Here is a 23,364-nt window from a genome sequence, read left to right as displayed (position 1 = left end):
GATAATATGCGCGATAAAAAAGAGAATAGACTTATTTTTATTCAAGTAATAGTTGTTCTCCTAATGTTAATAATTGGAGTTAGGCTTTTTAATGTAATGGTCTCAAAGGGGGACTATTATAGAGACCTATCTGATAATAGGAAGGTAAAGGAAGTCGATGAATTAGCAAGTAGGGGAAATATCTACGATAGAAATGGCAAGCTTCTAGCAAGCTCAATCCCATCTTTTACCATAAAGCTATATAAAGATGAGCTAATGGCTGTAGATGCTGATAAGAGGCAAAGTCTCATATCAGATTTAGTAGATATACTTGAAGAAGATGGAGTCAATTATACAGAAGATTTCAACATAAAATTAAATACTTTCAAATATAAAGACTTTAAAGATTACTTTAGCCAAAAAGAAATGCCAATAGAAAAAGTAGTCGATACAATTATAGATAATGACTTAGTATCTGACTTCCTATTCTCCTTTTATGAAAAAGATGGAATGAAGTATGAAACAGCAAATACAGCCATCCTTGCTCTTAAAAAGAGGGGAATAGATATACCAGCCCACGCAAATCAGGTAAATGGCAATCTTAAGCTAGAATATAAGAAGAATTATGAGAAAAAGCTTGCTTCTATAGGATTTACAAAAGATGATGAGCCTACAGATGTAATCTTAGAATCAGTAGGAAATGATAGATCAGTTCTTTTATCAATACTACAAAACTCTCATGCAAGGCTATTAGCATATAAGCTTTTAGAAGATAATAACTTATTAGGAAAGCTTACCATGGATGAATATGCTATAAAAGCTGATCAGGACTTGGTAGAGAAAAAAGCGAGATTGCACAAGGTCTTTGATAAGATAAATCTTAAGTCAACTCCAGCTAATGACTTTTATGAAATAGTTAAAAATGCTACAATAAGTGAAGTTTTAACATCAGCCATGGTAGATGATAAGGGAGCCTATGTAATCCCAGCCAATATGCTAATTGAACAGCTAGAAAATAAGGGGATATATGCGAACTTTGAGACAGAAGTTATCACTGAATCAAAAGATGACAAGAACCAATATTCAGTAGACTTGAGATTTAGGAATCCTCAAGCGGGTTCTGCGGTAGACGAACTTGCAAGACTTGCTGATGAAAATGGTTTGTTAAAGCCGCTTCTTTTGTCAGAATATGTGAAATACATGGCACAAAACGCCAATACTAAAAATAATATTTATCCAAACATAGATATCACAGAAGATGATCCAGAAGATTGGTCTTATACCTTTACTACAGATAAAAAAGATTTTTACACCTACTATGCAAATAAGGATAAGACAAATTCTACAAAAGAAACAGTAGATATCCTTATGAAGGAGAAAAATGGTCAACAAATCTTAAAATACCTTAAAAAGGTTACAAATCTTGAATCTTATAATGATGTTGAGGCTGTTGGAATACTTACAATTGATAACACCTTAAACCGCCAAGGGAACTTTGGTTATAGGCCAATAAATATAGTCTACAACCTAGATGAATCAACAGTTCTAAAAATAGAAGAAAAAATAGACTCTGCTTCAGGAATAGTTGTAGAAACCATGCCAATAAGGTCCTATCCAAATAGGAATCTTGCAAGCCATATACTGGGTTACATGGGACCAATAGCCACACCTGAGGAAGTAGATAAGTATGTAAAAGAAAGAAATTATCTTAGAGATGAGATAATTGGTAAGACTGGTATTGAAGAATCTTACCAAGACAACCTAAAGGGTAAAAATGGTAGGTCACTTGTAACAGTCGATTCAGCTGGTAACAGGCGTAAACTAATATCTCAAACAAAGTCTGAACCAGGCGATGATGTCTACCTATCAATAGATGCCAAGCTTCAGAAACAAGCCGAAGATTCTCTAAAAGGGGTCCTAGAAGCATTGAGAGAAACAGGATTTTATGAGTCGGAATATGGTTCATTTAGACCATTTAAGATGGCTCCTCATGCAGAAAGTGGTGCTGTAGTAGTATCTGATGTTAAAACTGGTGAAGTTTTAGCAATGGCTTCATATCCAAATTATGACCCAAACCTATTTTCAACAGGTATATCTCAATCAGACTGGGAAGGGCTCCAAGTAGAAGAAAGTGATGGGCCGCTTGCTCCAAGACCAATGCTAAATATAGCAACCCAAACAGCAGTGATGCCAGGTTCAACCTTTAAGCTTGTAACAGCCCTAGCTGCCCTAGAAAAAGGTCTAGATCCACTTGCGGTTAATAACTGTCACGGCTTCATGGAAATAGGAAATAGGAGATTTTCTTGCCTAATCTACACAGAAACAGGCGCAACCCACGGAGAAGAAAATCTCTATGGGGCTATAAGAGATTCATGTAACTACTATTTCTACACCCTAGCCTTAGGAGAAAACCCAGAAGATGGAGACTCCTTAGGAACCAAACTTGAGCTAAATGATATAAGACTTGCTGCAGAAATGCTCGGACTTGATAAGGAAACAGGTATTGAAATCAATATACCTAAGGAAGCTAAGGGCAATGTTCCTTCAATTGGTAAAAAAGTAGAAGTAACTAAGCTAATGCTTAAAGATTATCTTGATAAAAATCTAACTCTTTTCATAAAAGAAGGAGTTAAAAAGACTAAAGATGAGTATGAACAAGATATAAAGGATATAGTTAAATTTACTGACAATCCTAAAGAATGGTCAAGAAAAGCCATAATAGATTTCTTCGACGAAAGAGGCTACGATCCGCTTATCATGCCAGAAGGCCAAAGAGCAGGTCTTGCTGATACTATAAAATATACCTATTTAAACCAAGCGGTTTGGGATATAACAGATATGTTAAATATAGTAATAGGCCAGGGACAAAACTCCTACACACCAATCCAGATGAATAGAGCTATAGCAACTATAACAAACGGGGGCTATCTAAATAAACTTACCCTAATTAACAAGATTAAAAACCACGATTCAGGCGAAGTACTTTTTGAAAATGTTCCTCATAGTGATAAAATAGATATCAAAGATCCAAAATATTTAGAAGATATCAAATACGGAACACTTCTAGTAAGTCAGAATAATGCTGTTTTAAATCAATTACCGGTAGATATTGGTATAAAAACAGGTACAGCAGAAGTAGAAGGTCAAAACCCAGATGGTACAGACTATGATACCTATGCATGGATGGTAGGCTTTGCTCCATATGATAATCCAGAGATAGCTATATCTATAGTTCTAACCCAAGGTGACACTTCTTATAATGCATCACCAATAATGAGAGATATAATAGCAAGGTACTTTGACCTAAACGTAGAAATGATAAATGCAGAACCAACTGAAAATGATATTAGAAATCTCGGTGAATCTGCAAATGGTCAAAATTAACAAAGGATGTTTTTATGAAAATATATTTAATAAATGGGGAAAATAATATAGGGAAGACAGATTTTGCTGTAAATCTTTCTGAAAGACTAGCCCAAAATGAAAAAGTCCTACTCACATCATTTTTTAGAGATGAAAAGCAAAATTTGGAAGACTTTTTTGGCAAAGATGGGATGATAAGCTATGATATAGCTGATTATTTCTTAGGCTTTGCCGGTCTTGATAGGGTCATAGTAAATGAAAATTCTAACCTAGGCTTTATAATCCCGCCACTCTTAGAAGATAAATATGATTTTAAGGTAGAAGATGTTTATACTTTAATAGATATATTAGATAGTGATATAGTAATTATCGATAATCTAGACCTAGATATTAAAGGAGCAGTAAAAATAGACATAATATCAGAAAAAGATATAGATAAGGACTTAAATTCTAATTATTTCTTTATAAACAAGGCCCCACAAGACTTTGATATAAGAAAATATAAGGATAAAATCGATAACAAAAATTCTAAATTTCTTGGAGTCGTAAAGGAAAATGAATTTTTCAAAACTGTTATAGATAATCTCATAGCAGACAAAGAAGAAGAAATACCAAGTCTTGGATTTTTTGAAAAACTAAAAATGATATTTGCAAAATGAAATATATTTATATAGACCCAAAAGAAAAAATAATAATCAGACAAGAAGATAAGAGAGTTATGGAAGTCATTTTCTATGACTCTCTTCTTAATAATATCTATAGGGGAAAAGTTGTAAATAAAATTGATAGCCTCTCTTCATATTTCGTACAAATAAGTGATAATGAAAATTTATTTTTGAAATCAAGTCTGTCTTATGCCATAGGAGATAATGTAATCATAGAATATGTAAGAGAGCCGGCTAATGGCAAGCTAGGGCTCGCCAGTGAAAATTTCTCCTTAGAAAATGAATCTTACAAGATAAAAAGATATCCAATAAAGGCAAAGGCAAAACGTAAGTATGGAAAGAAAAAAGATGATATATTATTTGAAGAATTAAATGATAAGAAAGCCTGGCTAATTAATGAAGAAAAATTTTTTCCAAGCCCTAAACTCCTTATAGAAAATTCTAAGAAAGACTCTTATATTAAAAAATATAAGGATTACGAAATTAAAGAAATAGACATCAAAAATTCACGAGTCTTTAATGATTTGATAAAAGATATAAGTAATAATAAATTAAATTACAAAGACTTATCGATTATTATAGATGAACTAGAGACCCTTACTGTAATAGATGTAAATACAGGAAGCCGAAAGTCTAAAATGCAAAAAGAAGATTTTTTATTAGGTATAAATTTAGAGCTAATAGACTTTATAGCCTATAATCTTAAATTAAGAAACATAGGAGGCATGTGTCTGATAGACTTTTTAAGAGTTCATGATAAGGAAAAAATTACAGCAGAGATGCAAAAAGCCATAGAAAAATACCAAATTGAAGCCGAAATATTTGGATTTACCCAGATGGGCCTATTTGAAATTTCTATAAAAAGAAGAGGAGATAGTCTAAAAACATCCTTAAGAAAGAGAAAGTTAATTTCCTAAGGCAAATTTTTGGACTAGATCCTCTTTTTGCTTTTTATTTAATTTTTTAAGCCTTGCTTCAAGCTTAAGACCGATAGATTTGCTATCAACTCTTCTGTAGAATACAAGACTAACAGGTAGCCTTGCTCTAGTATACTTTGCTCCCTTTCCAGAATTGTGGACCTTAATCCTGTTTTTAAGATCATTAGTATAACCTGTATATAGGCTATCATCAGCACATCTTAGAATATAAACAAAATGCATTACTTAAATCTTTCATCAAGGACCTTATTAATTATATCGATATCAAAGCCCTTGCCAGCCAAATGCCTAAAGACCTTTTGCCTATTTTCAAAAGAAAAATCATCCTTAATCTTTTTATCAGCAAAAAAACTAGCCTTTTCATATTCCCTTTGATCATCCACAAGGCCAATGTATTCCTCTATAAGTAAATCATCTACGTGTTTGGTTTTTAACATATAAGAAATCTTATTTCGAGACCATCTTGAAATCTCATCCTTATCAGTGATGTAAGCTTTGACATAAGCTGCATCATCTAAAAACCCGTAAGAATCGAGAAAAGCAACAACCTTATCGATAACTTCATTAGAAAATTTCTTCTCAGCTAACTTCTTTTTGATTTCATAAGTAGATTTTTGTGAATAAGAAATCTTAGACAAGGCAAAATTCTTGGCCCTGTTATACTCATCATTGGCCAAGATTATTTTATAGGTATCAAAGTCTAATTCCTCATCTTTTTCTAGGTTAAGCTCATAATAAAGATCATAATCAACAAAGAATTTCTCATTAGAAATGCTAAGCCTAATTAAATTATATTTTTCTGAATACTCAATATTTTCTATAATCATTGCATAGACAATATAGCGTTATAAACAAGGGGAGCAATCATAGCTATAGCGATAACAATAGCAAATAATTTTAAAATAAATTTTCTTGTATTTTTCATAATTCACCTCTCTTGATATTCTACTTCAAAAGATAGAAAAATAAAATAAGGAAAAAATTTGCATTATTTTTAAAAACGTGGTATTATATTATTTGTCAGTAAGAAAGCTTTAGAGCTTATGAGATAAAGATTAAATAAAAATCTTAAAAAAACATTTGACAAAGTAAATAAAAAGTTGTATACTGTAATAGTCAGTGAGACATTAGTAGAGAACAACTTAGCGTGGTGGGTATGGTCCAGTTGGTTACGACACCTGGTTGTGGCCCAGGAGAGCGTGAGTTCGAATCTCACTACTCACCCCATGCGGGATTGGCGGAATTGGCAGACGCGCTAGACTTAGGATCTAGTGAGAATTTCTCGTGAAGGTTCGACTCCTTTATCCCGCACCAAGAATATTGAGAGAACGTTGGAATATCAACGTTCTCTTTTTTGTGTGTGGGTTTTATGTGGGTAACTGGGTTTATATTTCTATTTTTTGTAGTTCTTGGTAGATATAATCATCAAGATCCTGAATGTAGGAATTGGCGGTGATTGAAAAATCTACATGGCCCATTAATTTTTGTAGAGCTTTGTCGCTTACTCCTGATTGGTGGGCTATGGTGGCGAAAGTATACCTACATGAGTAGGGGATTTTCTTTTTTATTCCTGCTTTTTCTAGGGCAGGGTAATATATTTTTTTATAAAAAGTGGTATCGCTTGGTTGATAGATTTCTCCACTTTGCTTTTTTGCTTCTAGGATGTAGCCTGTTTTACTTTCTTGGACTAGATAGGTCATGATGTCTTTTATTTTTGGGTGGATGAACATTTTTCTTACCCTGCCTGCTTCTGTTTTCTCTCCAAAGTCGATTATTTGGCTTTCAGCTAGCTTTATTTTGCTTATAGGTAGATTTATATATTCGCCTGTCCTAAAGCCCGTGAAAATTAAATTTAGGACGTGCATGGCATTTGGATTACTTGGGATGGATGAATATAAACTTTCGATTTCTTTTTTGGTGAAGATTTCTTTTTTTCTTCTTATTCCTACCCCTCCTACTTCTAGATATTTTGATAGGTCTAGCTGGATGATGTTATTTTTAATTGCTAGGGTGTAGATTTTTGATACCAAGTGTTTTAATCTTTCGATTGATGATTTGGAGTATTCATAGTGTTTTAATTCTCCATCTTTTACTTTTTCATAGCCATCTAGCTCCATCTGATCTAGGACATCTTGGAGGTCTGAGTATTTTATTTCGTGGATGTCTATATCGTGGAGTTCCTCGAACCTTTCATATGAGTTATAGTAGCGGTTTTGTGTTTTCTTGACCAGCTTTTTAAAGTCGTTTGTGGATGTGTACTTGTCAAATAACTGGGCGAAGGTTACTACTGGTTCTGGTTCTTGATAATTGATTAAGGCATCTAGGGCTAGATTGTAGGACCTGTAGAAACCTATATCTTTTCTGCCTTTCTTTTTGGGGAGTCTTGCCCTGTACTGATTGACTCTTTTTTTGCCTTGGGGGGTTAGTTCTACTTTTTCGATGCTTCCCGTGCCATTGGGGAGCTTTCTTCTTTTTTGTGCCATTTTTTGCTCCTTTCTTTGGGTTTGGGTATAGTGGATGTGTGTGGATGAGTCCTGCCCCTGTGGGTGGGACTTTTCTATACCCTTTAAGTGTCTAATTGAATGTGTTTTTTTAGCCCTAGGGTGGCTTATCCTAGGGCTTTGTTTTATTTGAGTTCTTCTGCTGTTACTTGGTTACCTTTATCGTTAAAAGTAAATTTGAGTTTTATTCCTTCTGCTATAGTTGAAAAATTTTCGTCATTTACTGAATTTATGTGCCATGTTATCTCTTTAATGTTTTCTGCATTCTTTGGATAGAATATGCTAGCACCATCTTTTTCTACTTGACCGAGCATTTCACCGCCACCTTCTTGACTTGTCCATAAATCTGGATCAATTTGTTCTTTGGTGTCGGTTGTGATTGGGGATTGGCCTACATAAAAGGTTACTTTTTTATCTTCGGTGTTTTCTACTGAGTAACCTATTGTTACAATATCTATTGGTTGGTCAGTGTCGTAATAAGCTTTTAATTCTTCATTTAACCCTGTAAATCTACCTACCATTACCCCATTGACTGTTAGGTTTACTGGACCTATTTTATATGTTTGGTCAACTCTGCCAGCCTTTGTTACTTCAATAGTGTTTCCATTTTCTTTGAATGTTTTTCCAGCGTATGAGTAAATGTCATCTTCATTTTCTTCTTGAATATCTTCTTTTACTTCCTCAGATTCTTTAGTTTCTTTCTTTGTTTTTTCTTTTGCGACTTCTTCTTGCTTGACTTCCTCTTTCGTTTCTTTTGGTTTTTGGTTGCCTCCACAAGCTGTGAGTGTCAAGGCTAGTGCCATTAGTGCGATTAACTTTTTCATGATTTCCTCCTTTTATTTATATATAAAGCCTTGCGGCTAAATATCAACGTTTAATTTAAGTAAATATGTGTTTTTATATTTTTCCCTGGTTATTATATTTTTACTAACCATTTCTTTTATAATTGCTCCTATTTCTTGAGGAGTGCAGTAATTTATTTTCTCCTTTAAGTCTTTTTGCAAATAAGTTTCGTTTATTTTAAGAATTTCGATTATATCAACAACGGCTCTATTGGCATCTAAATAGTTTTGCATGTTTTCTAATATTGTTTCTTTGTACGAGAAGCATTCTATTTTAGAATTATAGCAAAATTCCCACATATCCTGGAAGTATATTTTCCCACCATCTCCATTGCTGTAACAAAATTCTTTAAATTCATCATAAGCTACGAGGTTGGATTTTAATTTGTTGTAATCAGTTTTATCTGATATGTATATTCTATTCTCGTAGTCTTCAATTATTGAATGATTTTTTTTATGAAATTCACTTTCTAACTTTTTTTCATTGTCAGTCTTATGAAATTTTGGATTATCGCTATTTTTTCTTTCGTCTATTGCTTTATCGGCTGAGATTTCACAAAAATCTTCCCGGTCCGATCCTTCAAGCCTTTCTCCACTTTTTATTCTTTTTAAATATTCCTGGTATTTTGTTTCTTTATCTATTGGAGTCTTTTGAGCTATTTTAAATATTTTTTTAAATATTCTCATAATTGCTTTCTCATAAGTTTATAATGTTACTGAGTATTGGACTACTTTTCCTATTATTTTAATATTATCTTTTATATCAAAGATTGTATCGTAGTAGTTTGGATTAGTTGAGGATGGTCTGAATATTAGATTGTTACCATCTCTATAAAAGTATTTGACGGCAAATTCATTGTCTTGCGTTGAGTAAACTACAATGTCACCATTTTTAAGGTCGTAAACTGAGTCATATTCGATTATTCCTATCACCGAGTCATTTGGGATAATTTTGTTCATTGATTCGCCATTAACCTTTAAAAAGAATAGTTTGTTACTACCTGCATAATTGCCTGTTAATTCATCTGGAACTTGGATTTTTGGGAGGTTTTCCATGCCACCTATTGTGGTTGGACTGCCTGCCGATACATAGTCATCTATATAAGGGTAGGTATGGACGGTTACTGATTGAGCTATGAATTCTAGGGTATCCTTAGGCTCACCTGTAAGCTGGGAGATGGATATATTATATAATTCAGCTAACATTCTAAGTTTCGCTAGTGGCGGTGTTGTCTTTCCTTGCTCATAGTATCCGTATGCACTGGTAGACATATCTAATTTGTGAGCAACGTCTTCTTGCGTGTATCCCTTCTCTTTTCTAAGGGATCTTATTTTATCATTTAGATTTTTCATAAACTGTTACTCCTTTTATTTGTATTTTACAATTATAACAGGTTTTATACAACAATTAATACGTGTATTTTAAAGATAATACACGTAAAAATTGAAAAAATATTTGACAAAAACAATTAATACGTGTATTGTTATATTAACAATATTACTAAAGCGAAAATATTTTAGGGGGTGGTTGTTATACCAGATAATAATATAAGAGTTTTAAGGGCTATGAAAAAAATTAGTCAGAAAGAATTAGCTGAGGCGGTAGGGGTTACCCAGCAGACTATTAGTACTGCTGAAAATACTTCTAGGATGAGTCTTACTACTGCTAAGAAAATAGCTGATTATTTCGGTGTTGGTATTGATGATATTTTTTTAAACAAAAATACACGTATTAATTGTAAAAACGCTTAAAAAATATAGAAAATAACGATATTAATTGTATAGGAGGAAAAATGAAAGATTTAAAAATTTTTGATAATGAAGAATTTGGGCAGATAAGAAAGATTATAGATGAAAACAGTGAACCTTGGTTTGTTGGGAAAGATGTTGCTGAGATTTTAGAATATTCTAGTCCAGCAAATGCAATCAAAAAGCATATTGACGAAGAAGACAAAGGGGTCACCGAATTGATGACACCTGGTGGAAGACAAAAAATGATAATAATAAACGAGTCAGGTTTATATTCCTTGATAATGTCTTCGGAGATGAAAAAAGCAAAAAGGTTTAAAAGATGGGTTACATCTGAAGTACTTCCATCCATTAGAAGAGATGGCGGTTACATTATTGCTAAAGAAAATGATAGTGATGAAGAGATTTTGGCTAGGGCAATGATTATAGCTGAAAAGAAAATCGAAAAACTAAAATTTGAAAGCAATAAAAAAGATCAGATCATAGGCGAGCTTAGACCTAAGGCTGATTATGTTGATAAGATTTTACAAAATAAGTCTCTTATAAAAGTTAGCTCTATAGCTAAGGATTATGGAATGAGTGCTTATCAGATGAATAAGCTACTTCATGATTTGAGAATTCAATATAAACAAGGTGAGCAATGGTTATTGTATGCGAATATTCAAGACAAAGGCTATACGAGTTCTGAAACTCACGTGTATGAGAAAAAAGACGGAACTACAGATGTTAGATTGCTTACTAAGTGGACTCAAAAAGGAAGAATTTTCTTATATGAAGAGCTTAAGAGAAATGGTTATTTACCTATGATAGAAAGGAACGCTCAATGAAAGTTAAAGAATTAAAAGAAACACTTGATATTTTTAATGATGAAGTAGAGATTTTCAATTTTGTAAGGATTGACGGTGAAGATTACAGCCTTGAGATTAAAGGGGTTGGAGCTGTTGAAGATGAAGGCAAAATTAAATTATTCATATTTTCTAAGGATGAATAGGGAGGTGCTTATTTGTGGAAGCAAAGATCACTGAGATGCATGAGATTATAGAAGAAAGCCTTGAGGAAGTGAGGGTGGTCGATATTGATTATGCTTCGGCCAGGCTACCTGGTATAAGCCTTGATTGTTTAAAGAGGGCTTGCAAGGAGGATAGGTTGACTTTTGCTATAGGTTTACCACCAAGGGGCGAAGAGTTTCAGACCTGGAGATATCTGGTTGATAAAAGGGCTTTTGATGAATGTTTAGAAGGAAAAAGAGATTTATTTAAGTAGGAGGAATTATGCAAGAAAGATTTAGAGTGCCAAAGAGCAGGAAGAAGAGGATTGAACTTATTAAGTATGGAGCTAGAAATTTTGATGAGTCTATGATGCTTAAGGAGATTGAGGGCTTTGTATCTAAGAGGCTTACAGAAAAGGTGATTACTACTTTGATAGCCTTTATGTGGATTATGATTGCTATGTATGGCAAGACTCCTTACTGTCAAATTTGGGGCATACCTTTTGCGATTATAAGTTTAGTTATCGGGCTATGGATGATATAAAAAAATTGCCTAGCTGTGAACTAGGCAAAATAAGAAATTACTCATGAAAATTATACAAGTTTTAAGAAAAAAGGACAAGTTTTGAAAGCGAAAGATCAAGTAGAATTTAGCGAATCTATTCAGACACTATCTGATGAAGATTTAGAAAAGGTTAGGGAGATACTCTTAAGCAAGGGCATGACAGATGACAATATGACCAAGCTTAAGCATGTAGATATAGCTATTGAGAGCAGGGAAAGACATAGGAGGTATATGGATAAATTATGATTATTAAGTATACGAGGAATTTATCACAGGAATGTGAATTTAAGATAGACAGGGCTGATTTAGAAAGAGAGTATGACGGGGATTTCAAGCTTGCTATCCAGTCCTTGGATGAGCATATCAAGGCCAAATCGACTTATGATGTAGACTTTGATGATGTTGAGTATGAGCTTAATTCAGATGATAAGGAGTACGAAAGGGCCTTATATTTAGAAAATCTTCATAGTCAGGAAGCTATTGAAGCAGGATATTGGCTTGATATATATGGAGGTTTGAGTTGAAAAAGATTGCTAATTTAACTGAACTGACCAGGGAGGATTGGCTTAAGATGAGGACTAAGGGTATAGGCGGGTCTGATGCAGCAGCTGCCTGCGGTCTTAATCCTTGGAAGAGTCGAGCTAGTCTTTACCTTGAAAAGACTGGTCAGGTTGTAAAAGATATTGATAATGAGATCCTAAGGCAGGGTCGAGACCTTGAAGATTATGTGGCTAAGAGATTTACAGAGGCTACTGGCAAGAAGGTTCGTAGAAATAACTTTATGATGGCCAGGAAGGATTATCCTTTTATGTTTGCCGATATAGATAGGGAAGTGGTCGGGGAGGATGCAATCCTTGAGTGTAAGACTACTAGCCCTTATGCAAAAGATAAGTGGGCAGATGGGGCAATCCCTATAAATTACGAACTACAATGCCACCACTACATGATGGTTACTGGGGCTAAGAAGTGTTATATAGCTTGCCTGATTTTCTCTACTGATTTTATTATCAGGGAGATTGAGAGGGATGAAGAAGTGATTCAGATGTTAGAGGCCCAGGAGATAGATTTTTGGACTAACTATGTAGAAAAGGAAGAAATGCCAGCTCCTGATGGGTCGGATGAGTATGATACAGCCTTAAAAGATAAATTTAAGGGTGGTCTTGAAGATGCTATTGATCTAGATGTTGATGAGTTAGATTTTAAGTCCTATCTTGAGACCAAAGGCCTTATAAAAGATTTAGAGGCTTCTACAAAGGAATTTGAGCAGAAAATCAAGCTACAGTTAGGAGACCACGACTATGGCAGAAGCGAATTTTTACAGGTTACTTATAGGCCTGTTGTTACTAGTAGGATTGACACTAAGAGATTAAAAGCTGATAAGCCTGAGATTTATAAAGAGTACTTAAAGGATAGCGAGTACAGGAGATTTAATTTAAAGGAGATTGTAAATGAATAAAATGGATTGTAAAAATTTAAATGAGTTATTGAAAGGACTACTAAGGTGTTCAATGCATGGATTGATAGATTCTATGTGGGATGCCAGCGAAGAGGCATTGATTAAGAGTTTTAAAACGTTAATGGGTACTCCAGATGATGAGAACCGTCCTGGATTATTTAGTCAAATGCAAATAGCGGGGGTAATAGGAACTGTCTTGGTTTCTAAATATGGTAAAGATGAAAAAGAGCTAATGAAAATATTAAAAGATAGCGATGCACTATTTGTAAAGGAGATTAAAAATGACTAACGCAAAACAAGCACTAAAGAACACACAAAACAAAGCACCAGCAAAGAAGCAAAACAATACGGTTAGAGGGTTATTGATGGCAATGAAGGGGGAGATTCAAAACGCTTTACCTTCATATCTGCCTGTAGATAAATTTATAAGGACTGCCCTTACTGCTATTAATTCTAATCCTAAACTTGCTGAGTGTAGTCAGGAGTCTTTATTGGCGGCAATTATGAACTCTGCCCAGCTTGGTCTTGAGTTTAATACTCCGCTTGGGGAGGCCTACCTCATTCCTTATGGTAGAACTGTTAACTTCCAGCTTGGATATCAAGGATTGCTTAAATTAGCCTACAATACTGGGCAATTTAAGAGGATAACCGCTAGGGAAGTAAGAGCAAATGAAGACTTTGATTTTGATTATGGTAGTGGGGAGATTTCACACAAGCCTTGCCTAACTGGTGATAGTGGGGATGTCATAGGTTACTATGCTATCTATCAAACCAAGGACGGGGGCCAGGATGTCTTTTATATGTCAAAGGCTGATGCACAAAAATATGGTAAGACCTATTCAAAATCATATAACAGTGGGCCTTGGAAGACAAATTTTGACTCCATGGCGAAAAAATCTGCACTGATCCAAGTCTTAAAATATGCACCTAAGGCTATAGAAAGTCAGGCACTAGTCCAAGCTACAAACTTTGATAATGCTAACTTTGAGAAGACTAGCAAGGCTGAAAGTGGTGAAAGAGTCTACCAAGTCGATTATGAGATTGAGCCTGAAGTAGTAGAGGAAGAAGAAAAGGAAGCTCCAGCTAATGTTGATAAGGAGACTGGAGAGATTATAGATGTAGACAAACAGTCTGGATTCTTTGATGATGATTTTAAGCCTGTTGAGGAGGTCTAATTGGGTGATAATAAGAGGTATTATTGGCTAAAATTAAAGGATGATTTCTTTGATAGTCGAAAGATGAAAAAACTAAGAAAGGTGGCTGGTGGTGATACTTACACCATCATCTACCTTAAGCTCCAGCTTTTAAGCATAAATAACGAGGGCGTTATCGAGTTTGAGGGTACTGATGAAGATATTTATCATCAATTAGCCCTAGACATTGATGAAGAAATTGACGATATAAAAATGACTCTAGCTTTTTGCAATGCTAATGATCTAATCGAGTATGTAAATGATGATGTTTTTCTAAATGAAGTACCAGCCCTGATTGGGTCTGAAACGGCTTCAACAAGACGTTCTAGGAAGCATAGGAGAAAACAAAAAGCGTTGCAATCGAACGGTCAAGCGTTGCAATGCAACACCGATGCAACAAAATGCAACACAGAGCAAGAGCAAGATATAGAGCAAGAGATAAGAGATAAGAGTAAGAGCAGCAGCATAGAGGAAGAATTAACTTATCGCTGCTACTGCCAGTCTGTTAAGAACAACTCAAGTGTGGATGATAGGGCTTTATTTGATAGAGCTATCGAGCAATATGGATGGAGAAATGTCTTGTATACCCTAGTAGTGATTAGGGATGAAAGAAAAGTAAAGGTCTCTAGCTTTAAATATGTACTTGAGATGCTAAGAGATGTAGATAATTATGAGGATTTTACAGTTGGCTTTGTGGCTGATAGAGAGATTAAGAAAATGAGGATGAAAACATATGAAAATTGATTTAACAAATGATGAAATAGAAATGCTTAATAATATTCTGACTGAGCTTTCACAAGACAATGAAGATGGTTTTTTTATTGATGTAGATGCTAAAAAGATAAGAAAAGTATTTGATGGCTTGCACAAAAAAGTCAGTGATTTTGCAAGGAGTTTACATGAATAAGGCAATTATTATCGGGAGGCTTACCAAGGATCCTGAGCTAAGATATACACAAACTAATCAAGCGATATGTAGCTTTACCCTAGCCCTTGATAGGAAGATGTCTAGGGATAAGAGAGAGGAGGCGGAGGCGAGTAATCGCCAGACCGCTGACTTCCCTAGGATTATTGTCTGGGGCAAGATGGGGGAGAATGCCTCTAGATACCTTTTTAAGGGTAGTCAGTGTGCTGTTGAGGGCAGGATTCAGACTGGGTCTTATCAAGATAGGGAGACAGGTAAGACTGTTTACACTACTGACATCGTAGCAGAAAGCGTGGAATATCTATCTAATTCGACTCAGGAGGGAAGCAAAAGCAATTCAGGTGTAAATACCTATCAAGGCAATAAAAATCAATCTGAGGACTTTTTTGAGGACGATTTTGAGGAGATTCAGGACGATGGTCGTATTCCATTTTGATAATAGGAGGATTGTATGAATATTATTATTGGATTTGTAAATGGCAGAGAAAAAAACATTAAAGCTGATGATTATAGTGTCGATGAAGAAAAGGGATATCTTAGAATACGTAGAGATGATTACGAAGTAGGTATGATTGCTTTTAATCAAATTGTTTACTGGTTTGTGGAGGATTGATGGCTGATGATTACAAAGATAAGCTAAATAAATTATTAGTTAAGGTTTTGGATTTTGATAAGCTAACAGATTTGGAGCTTGACCAGTTATACTCATATGTAGTTTATGATGAGTATCCAGCAAGAAAAGAGTCTTGTTTTGTTAAGATTATTGATAGCGAAAGAGTAAAAAGAGGACTTGTAAAAAGAATGTTGCTTGATTGAGTCCTAAAGAAAGGTGATGTATGAAGTTAGTCTTATATGGCAATCCTGCGACGAAAAAGAACAGCATGCAGATATTTAAAAATCACAAGACGGGGCAAAGATTTTTGTCCCAGTCTTCTAGGTATAAGGAGTATGCGGAGGATTGCGGAAGGCAAATTACAGGGAAGTATAAGAAAAATATTGATTATCCTATTAATCTCAAGTGTGTGTATTACAGGAAGACTAAGCGCTGTGTGGATCTAAATAATCTACTTGCGGCGACTTGTGATATTCTGAAGGACTATGGGGTGATTACTGATGATAATTATAAGATTGTGAAGTCAGTTGATGGGTCTAGGGTTTTGTTTGATAAGGATAGGCCTAGGGTTGAGATTGAGATTGAAAGGATTGGAGATGAAACAAATGATTGTAAAAAAAGAAGATTATAGGGGATATACAATTGTTGTAAAGAAATTGTATGAATATAGCATTTATCCATTTTTTCCAGACACAAGTGCGAGCAATACTTGGTATTGCGGATATGCGGTGATACCTGAAGACCATCCTTTTTATGGTGTGGATTATGATGATGTAGAAGATGATATTGATGTGCATGGCGGATTGACTTTTTCAGGTGAACTTGACGGAATTGACGGATTTTTAATAGGTTTTGATTGTAACCATTATGGAGATAGTCCAGAGGTGCAGGATGAGGAGTATACCTTGAGCGAGTGTAAAAGATTAGTGGACCAGCTTATTGAGATTAACAAAAGGGATTGGAAAGAAAATATAGGATGAAAGAGTTGAGTAAAACGGAGAAAAGTTGAGTAGCGTTGAGTAGGAGTTAAGTAGAGTGTGTTACGAAGAAATTAAGTATAAAGATAAACAAGATATGATTGATAGACTTGTAGGTAAAAAAATCGTTGATTGGAATCAAGATTATTTAAAGTTAGATGATGGAACAGTAATAACTATTGAAATGACAGAATCTGATTGTTGTGCAACAGCTTCTGGGGAATTTAAAAATGTCGAATTAGAAGCTGTTATCACGGATATAAGATTCAATAAACCTATTTTAAATAACCGTTGTGAAGATGAAACCTACAGTACCCAAGAGGTGGTATTTGTTCACAATCAAAACAAGATAGGGCAAGCGGATTTATATGCTGATAATGGAAATGGGGATTATTATTATTCTGTAGTTGCATTTAAAATCAAAAGTATTTATTATGCACCTTTGGGTAGTGGGGATGGAGAGTGAAGATGACAGAAATTAGACCAGATTATTATAAGAGCGGCGGATTAGAAGCCTTTGATGTGATAGATGCTTTTGACCTTGATTTTAACCTTGGTAATGCTTTTAAGTATATAGCTAGGGCTGGGAAGAAAGATATCAACGATTGGCTTTTGTGGCTTATGGTTTTAAAGATTTTTATGGATAAGCATGATTGGAAAAGCCTTTTGTTTTGTTTAGTGGTGGCGGTCGCTTTATATGTGGCTAATAGAGTTATTGATGAGAAAATGGAGGATAAAAGATGTTAGGAAGTGATTTTTGCCCATATTGTAATCATGAAATAAACCCAGAAGATATTTTTGAAACAAGCGAAGTAAGTGGAAACGAAACTGATGAGTCTGTCGAGTGTCCTAATTGTGGAAAATCAATAAGAGCTAGCCTAGAACCTATACTATATGTTTACCTATCAAGTGAAGAAGACCATTTTTCTTGGTTGAATAGTAGGAAAGAGAGTCTTGAAGAAAGGTTAGAAAACAATCCAGATGAGAGATTCATTGATTTTTATAAAAGCGACTTAAAACAAATTAACGGAGAAATAGAGGAATCTAGAGAGATAATTAAAAATAATGAGGAGTTAGAAGAATGAATTTTAAAGAACTACAAACTAAGGTTATTGAATGGGCGGAGGATAAAGACCTTCTACACGTGATTAATGCTCCAAGACAATTTTTGAAATTCGTGGAAGAGGTCTTCGAGTTTAAAACAGAAATGGATATATCAGTCTTTGACGGAAAGGTGTCTGAGAGGTTCCTGGATAATTTAAAACTAGAAATGGGCGATATATTTGTAACACTAATTATCTTATGTAAGCAAATAGGAATAGATCCTATTGAATGTTTAGAAATGGCCTACAAGAAAATAAGCAACAGAAAGGGCCGCACAATCAGGGGGACTTTCATAAAAGAGGAGGACTTATGAGTTTTAAGTTTAAGGGATTGAGTCCAGCGGAAAAGATGAGGTCTAGGAGAATTTACGATAAAGAAGTACAAAAGGTTGCGGCTTCTAATACTAGTACATCTTTAATTGAGTCTTTTCTAGCCTTGGTTTGTGAGACTTTATCAGATGAGTTCGGATGGGGGAATGTTATACTTAATCGATTTAGAGAAAGACTGATTAATAAGTTGGATTGTATCAATACAGACCTGGTGGATTTTGAGGACATCAGGGCAAATATGAATATCCAGACCATTGTAGTTCAGGATAAAAAGGTCTATAAGATTGATGATGATTTAAGAGAACTTAAGAAAAAGGAAATCGAAGATATGAAGGCTAAGAGAAAACATGCTTAAGGAGATTGATTATGAGCGATTCTACTTTTTTTGCACCTGGTGAGTATGTGGAAGACCATATGCTTGATGATTATGCTAGTAGGCTTGGCCTTGAGGTGGAGGATTATCAAGCTTTGCTTAAGGGTGATTATCCTATCGATTATGACCTTGCTAAAAGGATTGAAAAGGTTATTGGAGTAAGTGCTGAGACATGGATGAACCTACAAAAAAGATATGACAAAAGGAAGAAGGGATAATGGATTTTGATAGAATCAGGCAGGAAGAAAGAGAAAAAGAGAGAATAGAAACTATTCGAACCAGGCTAAGGTATTATGGCAAGGATATGCGTAGGATGGAGGCGGAAAAGACTAAGATTGAAATGTACAAAGATAGATTGTCAATCGGGGCTTCCTGGTCTGCATCTGATGTAGCTAAGGGCGGTGGATCTAGTCAAGAGGATTTGCAGGTAAATATGATTGATAAGATTGATATTTGCAAAAGAAATATACAAATCATTGAACTAGAAAATCGTGCAATGACTAATGCTATAAAAGATCTTGACACAGACAAGCAGTTTATAGTTCATCATATGTGGGTGGTTACGAAGGATAAAAGACTTTCTTATAGGAAATGCGGGGAATTTCTAAAAATGTCAAAAGATACGGCACAAAGGCGAAGTGATTCAGCTTTGCTTGAAATATTTAGTAAGTTATATCTAATTGAGGGAGGTGAAATCGATGTAAGGTAAGATTGCGACAGTTTTGAGACAAAAATGAGACAAAAAAGCGACACAAAAGCCATTATAATGTGCTATAATGGTATTGTAAGAATGTTTCGGAGATGTTTAACTCTAGGATAGGCAATAGGGCCTGTCCTTTTCTTTTATAAAATTTAAGCTTATGAGTCAGGCTATCCACGATTAGCACCTCCTTTCAAAATAGATTATAAGTATTCGGGTTGTGGGGTTTCCATTCTTTCCCCACTTTATAGAGAGTGGTTTCTCTTTGTGTTTTCAAATGCTAAATGTTTTTGGTGGATGGTCTGGCTGATAGGCTTAAAGAAAAGGAGGATTTATGGATAAAAAAGAGATTAATATAGTCTATAAGAGTGTTGAAGAGCTTATACCTTATGTAAATAACCCTAGGGATAATGCAAATGCAGTAGATGCGGTGGCTAGTTCGATTAAGAATTTTGGATTTAAGGTGCCTATAGTTGTAGATAGCCAAAACGAGATTGTAACTGGTCACACCAGGTTGCTTGCAGCTAAAAAACTAGATATGGACAAAGTCCCTGTGATTGTAGCTGACGATTTAACTGATAATGAAGTCAAAGCTTTTAGGCTTGCTGATAATAAGGTCGGAGAGCTTGCACAGTGGGACCTCGAAGCCCTTGAAAATGAATTAGGGGGGTGGAAGGCATTGATATGACTCAGTTTGGTTTCGATGAGCTTGAAGAATTGGCTGAGGAAATTATCGAAGATGTCGAAGATGTATCCATCCTAGAAGATAGAGAAGAGTGCAAAGTTTCTAAAGGGCAGATATGGATTTTGGGTGACCATAGGCTTATGTGTGGCGACTCCACTAAGCCTGAAGATGTAGACAAGTTAACTCAAGACCAAGAAATGGATCTATGTGTTACGGATCCACCTTATAATGTTAATTATGAGAATGCAGCTGGCAAGATTGAAAATGACAATCTATCAGATGATGATTTCAAAGAGTTTGCTTATTTAGCTTGTAAACAAATAGAAAGAGTATTGAAACCAGGAGGGGTTTATTATCTTTGGCACGCAGATGCTAAAAGTGCACCTTGGCATTATGCTTTGACCGAGCTCGATATGCCCGCAAGACAAGTTTTGATTTGGGTAAAAAGTCAGGCTACCTTATCTAGACAGGATTATAACTGGAAGCATGAGCCTTGCTTGTATGGATGGAAAGAAGGAGCTGGACATTACTATTGCCAAGATTTTACAGAAACAACAGTAATTGACAACAAACCTAATATAAATCAGTTGGATTATGATGAGTTAAGAGACTATGCAAAAACTCTTGAAGATATCATCGATTCTGGCTCTACAATTATTCGAGAAGATAAACCTGAAAGAAGCGAGCTACATCCAACCATGAAGCCTATTAAACTTATGGCTAAGTCGATTCTCAATTCCTCAAGAAAAGGAGAAAGAGTTTTGGACTTATTTGGTGGAAGCGGCAGCACTTTGATAGCTTGCGAGCAAACAGGTAGAAAAGCCTATTTGATGGAATTTGAGCCTGTTTATGCAGAGGCGATTATAAATAGGTGGGAAGAATTTACTGGGCATAAAGCAATATTAGAGGAGGAGATATAAATGTTTGAAAAAGTTAATCCGATGCATCCTGACAAGATAGCTGATAGGATAGCAGGAGCAATAGTGGATTTGGGATATAAAATTGAAGAAGAGCCTAAAATAGCAGTAGAGGTTTTAATTGGACACGGGGTATGCAATATTATTATTGAATCTTCGTGTTTTTTTGATTTTGAAGATATACAAAAAATAGTTAAGAGGATAGCAGGGATTGATGATGTGGAAATTATCCATGCTAGACAAGATGAACACCTTGCTAAAAATCAAGATGGCAAAGTTAGGTGTGGGGACAATGGAATTTTTAAGGGTAGCCCTGTTACTAATGAGCAAAAACATCTAACCTTAATAGCTAAAAACATTTATGATCTATACGGGGAAGATGGGAAGTACATCCTTGATGGAAGAAGGCTTATTATTTGCCAGTCAAATGCTGATAGTAAAGAAATAGAAGATAAGTATAGGGGAGCAGTTATTAATCCTTTAGGGGATTGGACAGGCGGACTCGATGTTGATACTGGTTGCACTAATAGAAAGTTAGGCTCAGATATGGGAGATGGTGTGACTGGTGGAGGTTTACACGGAAAAGACTTATCCAAGGCGGATGTATCAGTTAATATCTATGCACATTTAAAGGCACAGGAAACAGGGGAAGAAGTGAAGTTATCGTGTGCTATTGGAGATGAAATAATAGACGGTAGACCTTATGAAGAGATAGTCCGTATTGCTAGAAACTATATTGAAATCATCGGAGGATTTGAGAAGTTCGCTGAGTGGGGACTGATTAGGTAGGTGATTATTTGGCTAGAGGTAAGTATCAAGAATGGCTAGAGGGAGACAATTTAATAAAAATAGAGGCCTGGGCCAGGGATGGACTTACTGATGAGCAAATTTCTAAGAATATGGGGATTGCCTATTCTACTTTAAGAGTTTGGAGGGATAAGTATCCGCCAATTTCGGCAGCCTTAAAAAAGGGGAAGGAAGTAGTCGACATTGAGGTTGAAAATAAACTTCTAAAAAGGGCCCTAGGTTACGATTATGATGAGGTGAAAACCGTTCAGAAGATGGTTGATGGTAAAAAATATGTTGAAAAAACCACGATTACTAGACATGTTATGCCCGACACCACAGCCCAGATATTTTGGCTAAAGAATAGAAAGCCCGATGTTTGGCTCGATAGAAAAGCTAAAGAGGTTGACCTTAACTTAATCGAAGGAGTAAAAATAATCGATGATATCAGCTAGGCTTTCGACTCTTTTCAATCCTTGCTTTATTGATTTTCATAAAAAGATTAAGAATAAAGAGTATTTAAGATATGTTTTAAAAGGTGGCCGTGGGTCTGGTAAGTCTTTTATGATTTCTTTGGAGATTATTCTGGATATTATCAATAATCCTATTTCTGTCCTTTGTGTGCGTAAGGTTGGCAATACCCTTTTTGAGTCGGTTTATGAGCAGCTTAAGGAGGCTGTGGATGTACTTGGGGTTGGGGCTTATTTTGCTTTTGGTAAAAGCCCTTTAAAGATTACTTATTTACCTCGTGGCAATTCTATTATCTTTCGTGGGGCTGATGACCCTGCTAAGATTAAGTCTTTGAAGGTGGCGAGGTTCCCTGTTGCTACCCTATGGATTGAGGAGTTGGCGGAGTTTAAGACTGAGGAAGAAGTTTCTATGATTGAAAATTCGGTCTTGAGGGCTGAATTACCAGAGGGATTATCGTATAAGCTTTTTTACTCTTACAACCCTCCCAAGCGTAAGCAATCCTGGGTTAATAAGAAGTTTGAGAGTCAGTTTGTTTCCGATTTGACTTATGTTCATCATTCGACTTATTTGGATAATCCTTATATTTCTCAAGCTTTTAAAGATGAGGCTGAACACGTTAAGAAAAAAAAGCCTTTAAAATATGAATGGGAGTATATGGGTAAGGCTATTGGCTCTGGGGTTGTTCCTTTTGATAATTTAGTCTTTAGGGAGATAAAAAGAGAAGAGATTGATAATTTTGACAATATAAGACAAGGCCTCGACTGGGGCTATGCTACTGATCCTTTGGCTATGGTTCGTATTCATTATGATAAGACCAGGCGAAGGATTTTTATATTTGATGAATTATATGGAGTTAAGATTTCTAACCGTGAGGCTGCTGATTTAATTAAAAAGCGTGGCTTTGATGATACTAGGATTATAGCTGACTCTGCTGAACCTAAGTCGATTGCTGAGGTTAAGTCTTATGGCGTCCAGATTGCTGGGGCTGAAAAGAAACCTGGCTCGGTGGAGTTTGGGGAGAAATGGCTTGATGATTTGGAGGCTATTATTATTGATCCTAAGAGGTGTCCTAACACGGCGATGGAGTTTGAGAACATTGATTATCAGACTGATAGGTGGGGCGATACAATTCCAAGGCTTGAAGATAAGGACAATCACACAATTGACGCTACTAGGTATGCACTAAGCGAAGATATGCTAGAAAGGAAGGTAAGGTCTATGAGCAAGAAGGCTCTGGGCTTATAA

General features: G+C 35.4%; 38 protein-coding genes and 2 tRNA genes. 34 read left to right on the top strand and 6 right to left on the bottom strand.

Features of this window, described 5'->3' with window-relative positions; translation table 11 throughout:
• Positions 1-6 precede the first annotated feature (6 nt).
• From NH286_RS03460 to NH286_RS03450, 3 genes are read left to right on the top strand one after another with little or no spacing between them, the layout of a single operon-like run.
• Positions 7-3,363 carry a penicillin-binding transpeptidase domain-containing protein gene (locus NH286_RS03460; RefSeq protein WP_265236883.1) on the top strand — a complete coding sequence of 1,119 codons (3,357 nt, stop codon included), beginning with the start codon at positions 7-9 and terminating at the stop codon, positions 3,361-3,363.
• 14 nt (positions 3,364-3,377) lie between these two features.
• A complete protein-coding gene (locus NH286_RS03455) occupies positions 3,378-4,001 on the top strand; it encodes a hypothetical protein (protein WP_265236881.1) in 624 nt (207 codons plus the stop codon).
• Positions 3,998-4,924 (top strand): ribonuclease E/G, encoded by a 927-nt coding sequence (locus NH286_RS03450; RefSeq protein WP_265236878.1) that lies wholly within the window; start codon positions 3,998-4,000, stop codon positions 4,922-4,924. Before NH286_RS03455 ends, NH286_RS03450 begins: the two co-directional genes overlap by 4 nt.
• Here the strand turns inward: NH286_RS03450 and NH286_RS03445 are convergent.
• Positions 4,913-5,167 carry a GIY-YIG nuclease family protein gene (locus NH286_RS03445; RefSeq protein WP_106460044.1) on the bottom strand — a complete coding sequence of 85 codons (255 nt, stop codon included), beginning with the start codon at positions 5,165-5,167 and terminating at the stop codon, positions 4,913-4,915. The genes NH286_RS03450 and NH286_RS03445 overlap by 12 nt on opposite strands.
• On the bottom strand, positions 5,167-5,772 hold the full coding sequence (locus tag NH286_RS03440) for a regulatory protein RecX (RefSeq protein WP_265236876.1): 606 nt from the start codon (positions 5,770-5,772) through the stop codon (positions 5,167-5,169). The genes NH286_RS03445 and NH286_RS03440 overlap by 1 nt, the downstream gene beginning before the upstream one ends.
• A 323-nt stretch (positions 5,773-6,095) precedes the next feature.
• On the opposite strand from NH286_RS03440, the gene NH286_RS03435 reads away from it, so the two are divergent.
• Positions 6,096-6,172 (top strand) — tRNA-His (locus NH286_RS03435).
• A gap of 1 nt (position 6,173) precedes the next feature.
• Positions 6,174-6,259 (top strand) — tRNA-Leu (locus NH286_RS03430).
• 71 nt (positions 6,260-6,330) lie between these two features.
• On the opposite strand, the gene NH286_RS03425 is transcribed toward NH286_RS03430, so the two are convergent.
• From NH286_RS03425 to NH286_RS03410, 4 genes are all read right to left on the bottom strand, one after another.
• Positions 6,331-7,428: a tyrosine-type recombinase/integrase gene (locus NH286_RS03425; RefSeq protein WP_265236874.1), complete on the bottom strand. Its 1,098-nt coding sequence runs from the start codon at positions 7,426-7,428 to the stop codon at positions 6,331-6,333.
• Positions 7,429-7,571: 143 nt separating this feature from the next.
• A complete protein-coding gene (locus NH286_RS03420) occupies positions 7,572-8,270 on the bottom strand; it encodes a hypothetical protein (RefSeq protein WP_265236872.1) in 699 nt (232 codons plus the stop codon).
• A 36-nt stretch (positions 8,271-8,306) separates the two neighbouring features.
• A complete protein-coding gene (locus NH286_RS03415; RefSeq protein ID WP_265236870.1) occupies positions 8,307-8,975 on the bottom strand; it encodes a hypothetical protein in 669 nt (222 codons plus the stop codon).
• An 18-nt stretch (positions 8,976-8,993) separates the two neighbouring features.
• Positions 8,994-9,641, bottom strand: a complete 648-nt coding sequence (locus tag NH286_RS03410; protein ID WP_265236868.1) for a LexA family protein — start codon at positions 9,639-9,641, stop codon at positions 8,994-8,996.
• Between the two features lie 171 nt (positions 9,642-9,812).
• On the opposite strand from NH286_RS03410, the gene NH286_RS03405 reads away from it, so the two are divergent.
• The 29 genes from NH286_RS03405 to NH286_RS03265 all read left to right on the top strand — a co-directional run bounded on the left by NH286_RS03405 (position 9,813) and on the right by NH286_RS03265 (position 23,364).
• The gene (locus NH286_RS03405) at positions 9,813-10,040 is read left to right on the top strand and encodes a helix-turn-helix transcriptional regulator (RefSeq protein ID WP_265236866.1); all 228 of its coding nucleotides are present in this window, start codon (positions 9,813-9,815) and stop codon (positions 10,038-10,040) included.
• Between the two features lie 41 nt (positions 10,041-10,081).
• Complete coding sequence (locus NH286_RS03400) at positions 10,082-10,864, top strand: phage antirepressor (RefSeq protein WP_265236864.1); 783 nt, start codon at positions 10,082-10,084, stop codon at positions 10,862-10,864.
• On the top strand, positions 10,861-11,028 hold the full coding sequence (locus tag NH286_RS03395) for a hypothetical protein (protein ID WP_265236862.1): 168 nt from the start codon (positions 10,861-10,863) through the stop codon (positions 11,026-11,028). Before NH286_RS03400 ends, NH286_RS03395 begins: the two co-directional genes overlap by 4 nt.
• A gap of 14 nt (positions 11,029-11,042) precedes the next feature.
• On the top strand, positions 11,043-11,300 hold the full coding sequence (locus NH286_RS03390) for a hypothetical protein (RefSeq protein WP_265236860.1): 258 nt from the start codon (positions 11,043-11,045) through the stop codon (positions 11,298-11,300).
• 8 nt (positions 11,301-11,308) lie between these two features.
• Positions 11,309-11,569, top strand: coding sequence for a hypothetical protein (locus tag NH286_RS03385; protein WP_265236858.1), 261 nt, complete (start codon positions 11,309-11,311; stop codon positions 11,567-11,569).
• 81 nt (positions 11,570-11,650) lie between these two features.
• On the top strand, positions 11,651-11,836 hold the full coding sequence (locus tag NH286_RS03380) for a hypothetical protein (RefSeq protein ID WP_265236856.1): 186 nt from the start codon (positions 11,651-11,653) through the stop codon (positions 11,834-11,836).
• Positions 11,833-12,114 carry a hypothetical protein gene (locus tag NH286_RS03375; RefSeq protein WP_265236854.1) on the top strand — a complete coding sequence of 94 codons (282 nt, stop codon included), beginning with the start codon at positions 11,833-11,835 and terminating at the stop codon, positions 12,112-12,114. Before NH286_RS03380 ends, NH286_RS03375 begins: the two co-directional genes overlap by 4 nt.
• The gene (locus NH286_RS03370; RefSeq protein ID WP_265236852.1) at positions 12,111-13,046 is read left to right on the top strand and encodes a YqaJ viral recombinase family protein; all 936 of its coding nucleotides are present in this window, start codon (positions 12,111-12,113) and stop codon (positions 13,044-13,046) included. Before NH286_RS03375 ends, NH286_RS03370 begins: the two co-directional genes overlap by 4 nt.
• Positions 13,039-13,335, top strand: coding sequence for a hypothetical protein (locus NH286_RS03365; protein WP_265236851.1), 297 nt, complete (start codon positions 13,039-13,041; stop codon positions 13,333-13,335). Before NH286_RS03370 ends, NH286_RS03365 begins: the two co-directional genes overlap by 8 nt.
• Positions 13,328-14,221, top strand: coding sequence for a recombinase RecT (locus tag NH286_RS03360; protein WP_265236849.1), 894 nt, complete (start codon positions 13,328-13,330; stop codon positions 14,219-14,221). The genes NH286_RS03365 and NH286_RS03360 overlap by 8 nt, the downstream gene beginning before the upstream one ends.
• Complete coding sequence (locus NH286_RS03355; RefSeq protein WP_265236847.1) at positions 14,222-14,983, top strand: phage replisome organizer N-terminal domain-containing protein; 762 nt, start codon at positions 14,222-14,224, stop codon at positions 14,981-14,983.
• Complete coding sequence (locus NH286_RS03350) at positions 14,973-15,146, top strand: hypothetical protein (RefSeq protein WP_265236845.1); 174 nt, start codon at positions 14,973-14,975, stop codon at positions 15,144-15,146. Before NH286_RS03355 ends, NH286_RS03350 begins: the two co-directional genes overlap by 11 nt.
• Complete coding sequence (locus tag NH286_RS03345; RefSeq protein ID WP_265236843.1) at positions 15,139-15,600, top strand: single-stranded DNA-binding protein; 462 nt, start codon at positions 15,139-15,141, stop codon at positions 15,598-15,600. The genes NH286_RS03350 and NH286_RS03345 overlap by 8 nt, the downstream gene beginning before the upstream one ends.
• A gap of 15 nt (positions 15,601-15,615) precedes the next feature.
• A complete protein-coding gene (locus NH286_RS03340) occupies positions 15,616-15,777 on the top strand; it encodes a hypothetical protein (RefSeq protein WP_265236841.1) in 162 nt (53 codons plus the stop codon).
• Positions 15,777-15,980, top strand: a complete 204-nt coding sequence (locus NH286_RS03335; protein WP_265236839.1) for a hypothetical protein — start codon at positions 15,777-15,779, stop codon at positions 15,978-15,980. Before NH286_RS03340 ends, NH286_RS03335 begins: the two co-directional genes overlap by 1 nt.
• Positions 15,981-16,000: 20 nt before the next feature.
• Positions 16,001-16,408: a RusA family crossover junction endodeoxyribonuclease gene (locus tag NH286_RS03330; protein ID WP_265236837.1), complete on the top strand. Its 408-nt coding sequence runs from the start codon at positions 16,001-16,003 to the stop codon at positions 16,406-16,408.
• Entirely contained in the window at positions 16,383-16,757 is a 375-nt protein-coding gene (locus NH286_RS03325; protein ID WP_265236835.1) for a hypothetical protein, read from the top strand. Before NH286_RS03330 ends, NH286_RS03325 begins: the two co-directional genes overlap by 26 nt.
• A 55-nt stretch (positions 16,758-16,812) precedes the next feature.
• Positions 16,813-17,220 carry a hypothetical protein gene (locus NH286_RS03320; RefSeq protein ID WP_265236833.1) on the top strand — a complete coding sequence of 136 codons (408 nt, stop codon included), beginning with the start codon at positions 16,813-16,815 and terminating at the stop codon, positions 17,218-17,220.
• Positions 17,221-17,222: 2 nt separating this feature from the next.
• Entirely contained in the window at positions 17,223-17,501 is a 279-nt protein-coding gene (locus NH286_RS03315) for a DUF3310 domain-containing protein (protein ID WP_265236831.1), read from the top strand.
• Positions 17,495-17,839 (top strand): hypothetical protein, encoded by a 345-nt coding sequence (locus tag NH286_RS03310; RefSeq protein WP_265236829.1) that lies wholly within the window; start codon positions 17,495-17,497, stop codon positions 17,837-17,839. The genes NH286_RS03315 and NH286_RS03310 overlap by 7 nt, the downstream gene beginning before the upstream one ends.
• The gene (locus tag NH286_RS03305; protein WP_265236827.1) at positions 17,836-18,171 is read left to right on the top strand and encodes a MazG-like family protein; all 336 of its coding nucleotides are present in this window, start codon (positions 17,836-17,838) and stop codon (positions 18,169-18,171) included. Before NH286_RS03310 ends, NH286_RS03305 begins: the two co-directional genes overlap by 4 nt.
• Positions 18,168-18,542 (top strand): hypothetical protein, encoded by a 375-nt coding sequence (locus NH286_RS03300; protein WP_265236825.1) that lies wholly within the window; start codon positions 18,168-18,170, stop codon positions 18,540-18,542. Before NH286_RS03305 ends, NH286_RS03300 begins: the two co-directional genes overlap by 4 nt.
• An 11-nt stretch (positions 18,543-18,553) precedes the next feature.
• Positions 18,554-18,778 carry a helix-turn-helix transcriptional regulator gene (locus tag NH286_RS03295; RefSeq protein ID WP_265236823.1) on the top strand — a complete coding sequence of 75 codons (225 nt, stop codon included), beginning with the start codon at positions 18,554-18,556 and terminating at the stop codon, positions 18,776-18,778.
• Complete coding sequence (locus NH286_RS03290) at positions 18,778-19,269, top strand: hypothetical protein (protein ID WP_265236821.1); 492 nt, start codon at positions 18,778-18,780, stop codon at positions 19,267-19,269. The genes NH286_RS03295 and NH286_RS03290 overlap by 1 nt, the downstream gene beginning before the upstream one ends.
• 325 nt (positions 19,270-19,594) lie before the next feature.
• On the top strand, positions 19,595-19,948 hold the full coding sequence (locus tag NH286_RS03285) for a ParB N-terminal domain-containing protein (protein WP_265236819.1): 354 nt from the start codon (positions 19,595-19,597) through the stop codon (positions 19,946-19,948).
• On the top strand, positions 19,945-20,865 hold the full coding sequence (locus NH286_RS03280) for a DNA-methyltransferase (protein ID WP_265236817.1): 921 nt from the start codon (positions 19,945-19,947) through the stop codon (positions 20,863-20,865). Before NH286_RS03285 ends, NH286_RS03280 begins: the two co-directional genes overlap by 4 nt.
• The gene (locus NH286_RS03275) at positions 20,866-21,651 is read left to right on the top strand and encodes an S-adenosylmethionine synthetase N-terminal domain-containing protein (protein WP_265236816.1); all 786 of its coding nucleotides are present in this window, start codon (positions 20,866-20,868) and stop codon (positions 21,649-21,651) included. It begins immediately after the preceding gene.
• A gap of 8 nt (positions 21,652-21,659) precedes the next feature.
• A complete protein-coding gene (locus tag NH286_RS03270; RefSeq protein WP_265236813.1) occupies positions 21,660-22,103 on the top strand; it encodes a helix-turn-helix domain-containing protein in 444 nt (147 codons plus the stop codon).
• Complete coding sequence (locus tag NH286_RS03265) at positions 22,090-23,364, top strand: PBSX family phage terminase large subunit (protein ID WP_265236811.1); 1,275 nt, start codon at positions 22,090-22,092, stop codon at positions 23,362-23,364. The genes NH286_RS03270 and NH286_RS03265 overlap by 14 nt, the downstream gene beginning before the upstream one ends.

Source organism: Anaerococcus sp. NML200574, assembly GCF_026131665.1.
In the GTDB taxonomy this organism is placed as follows: Bacteria; Bacillota; Clostridia; order Tissierellales; family Peptoniphilaceae; genus Anaerococcus; species Anaerococcus kampingae.
This window is presented reverse-complemented; position numbering and strand designations above follow the sequence as displayed.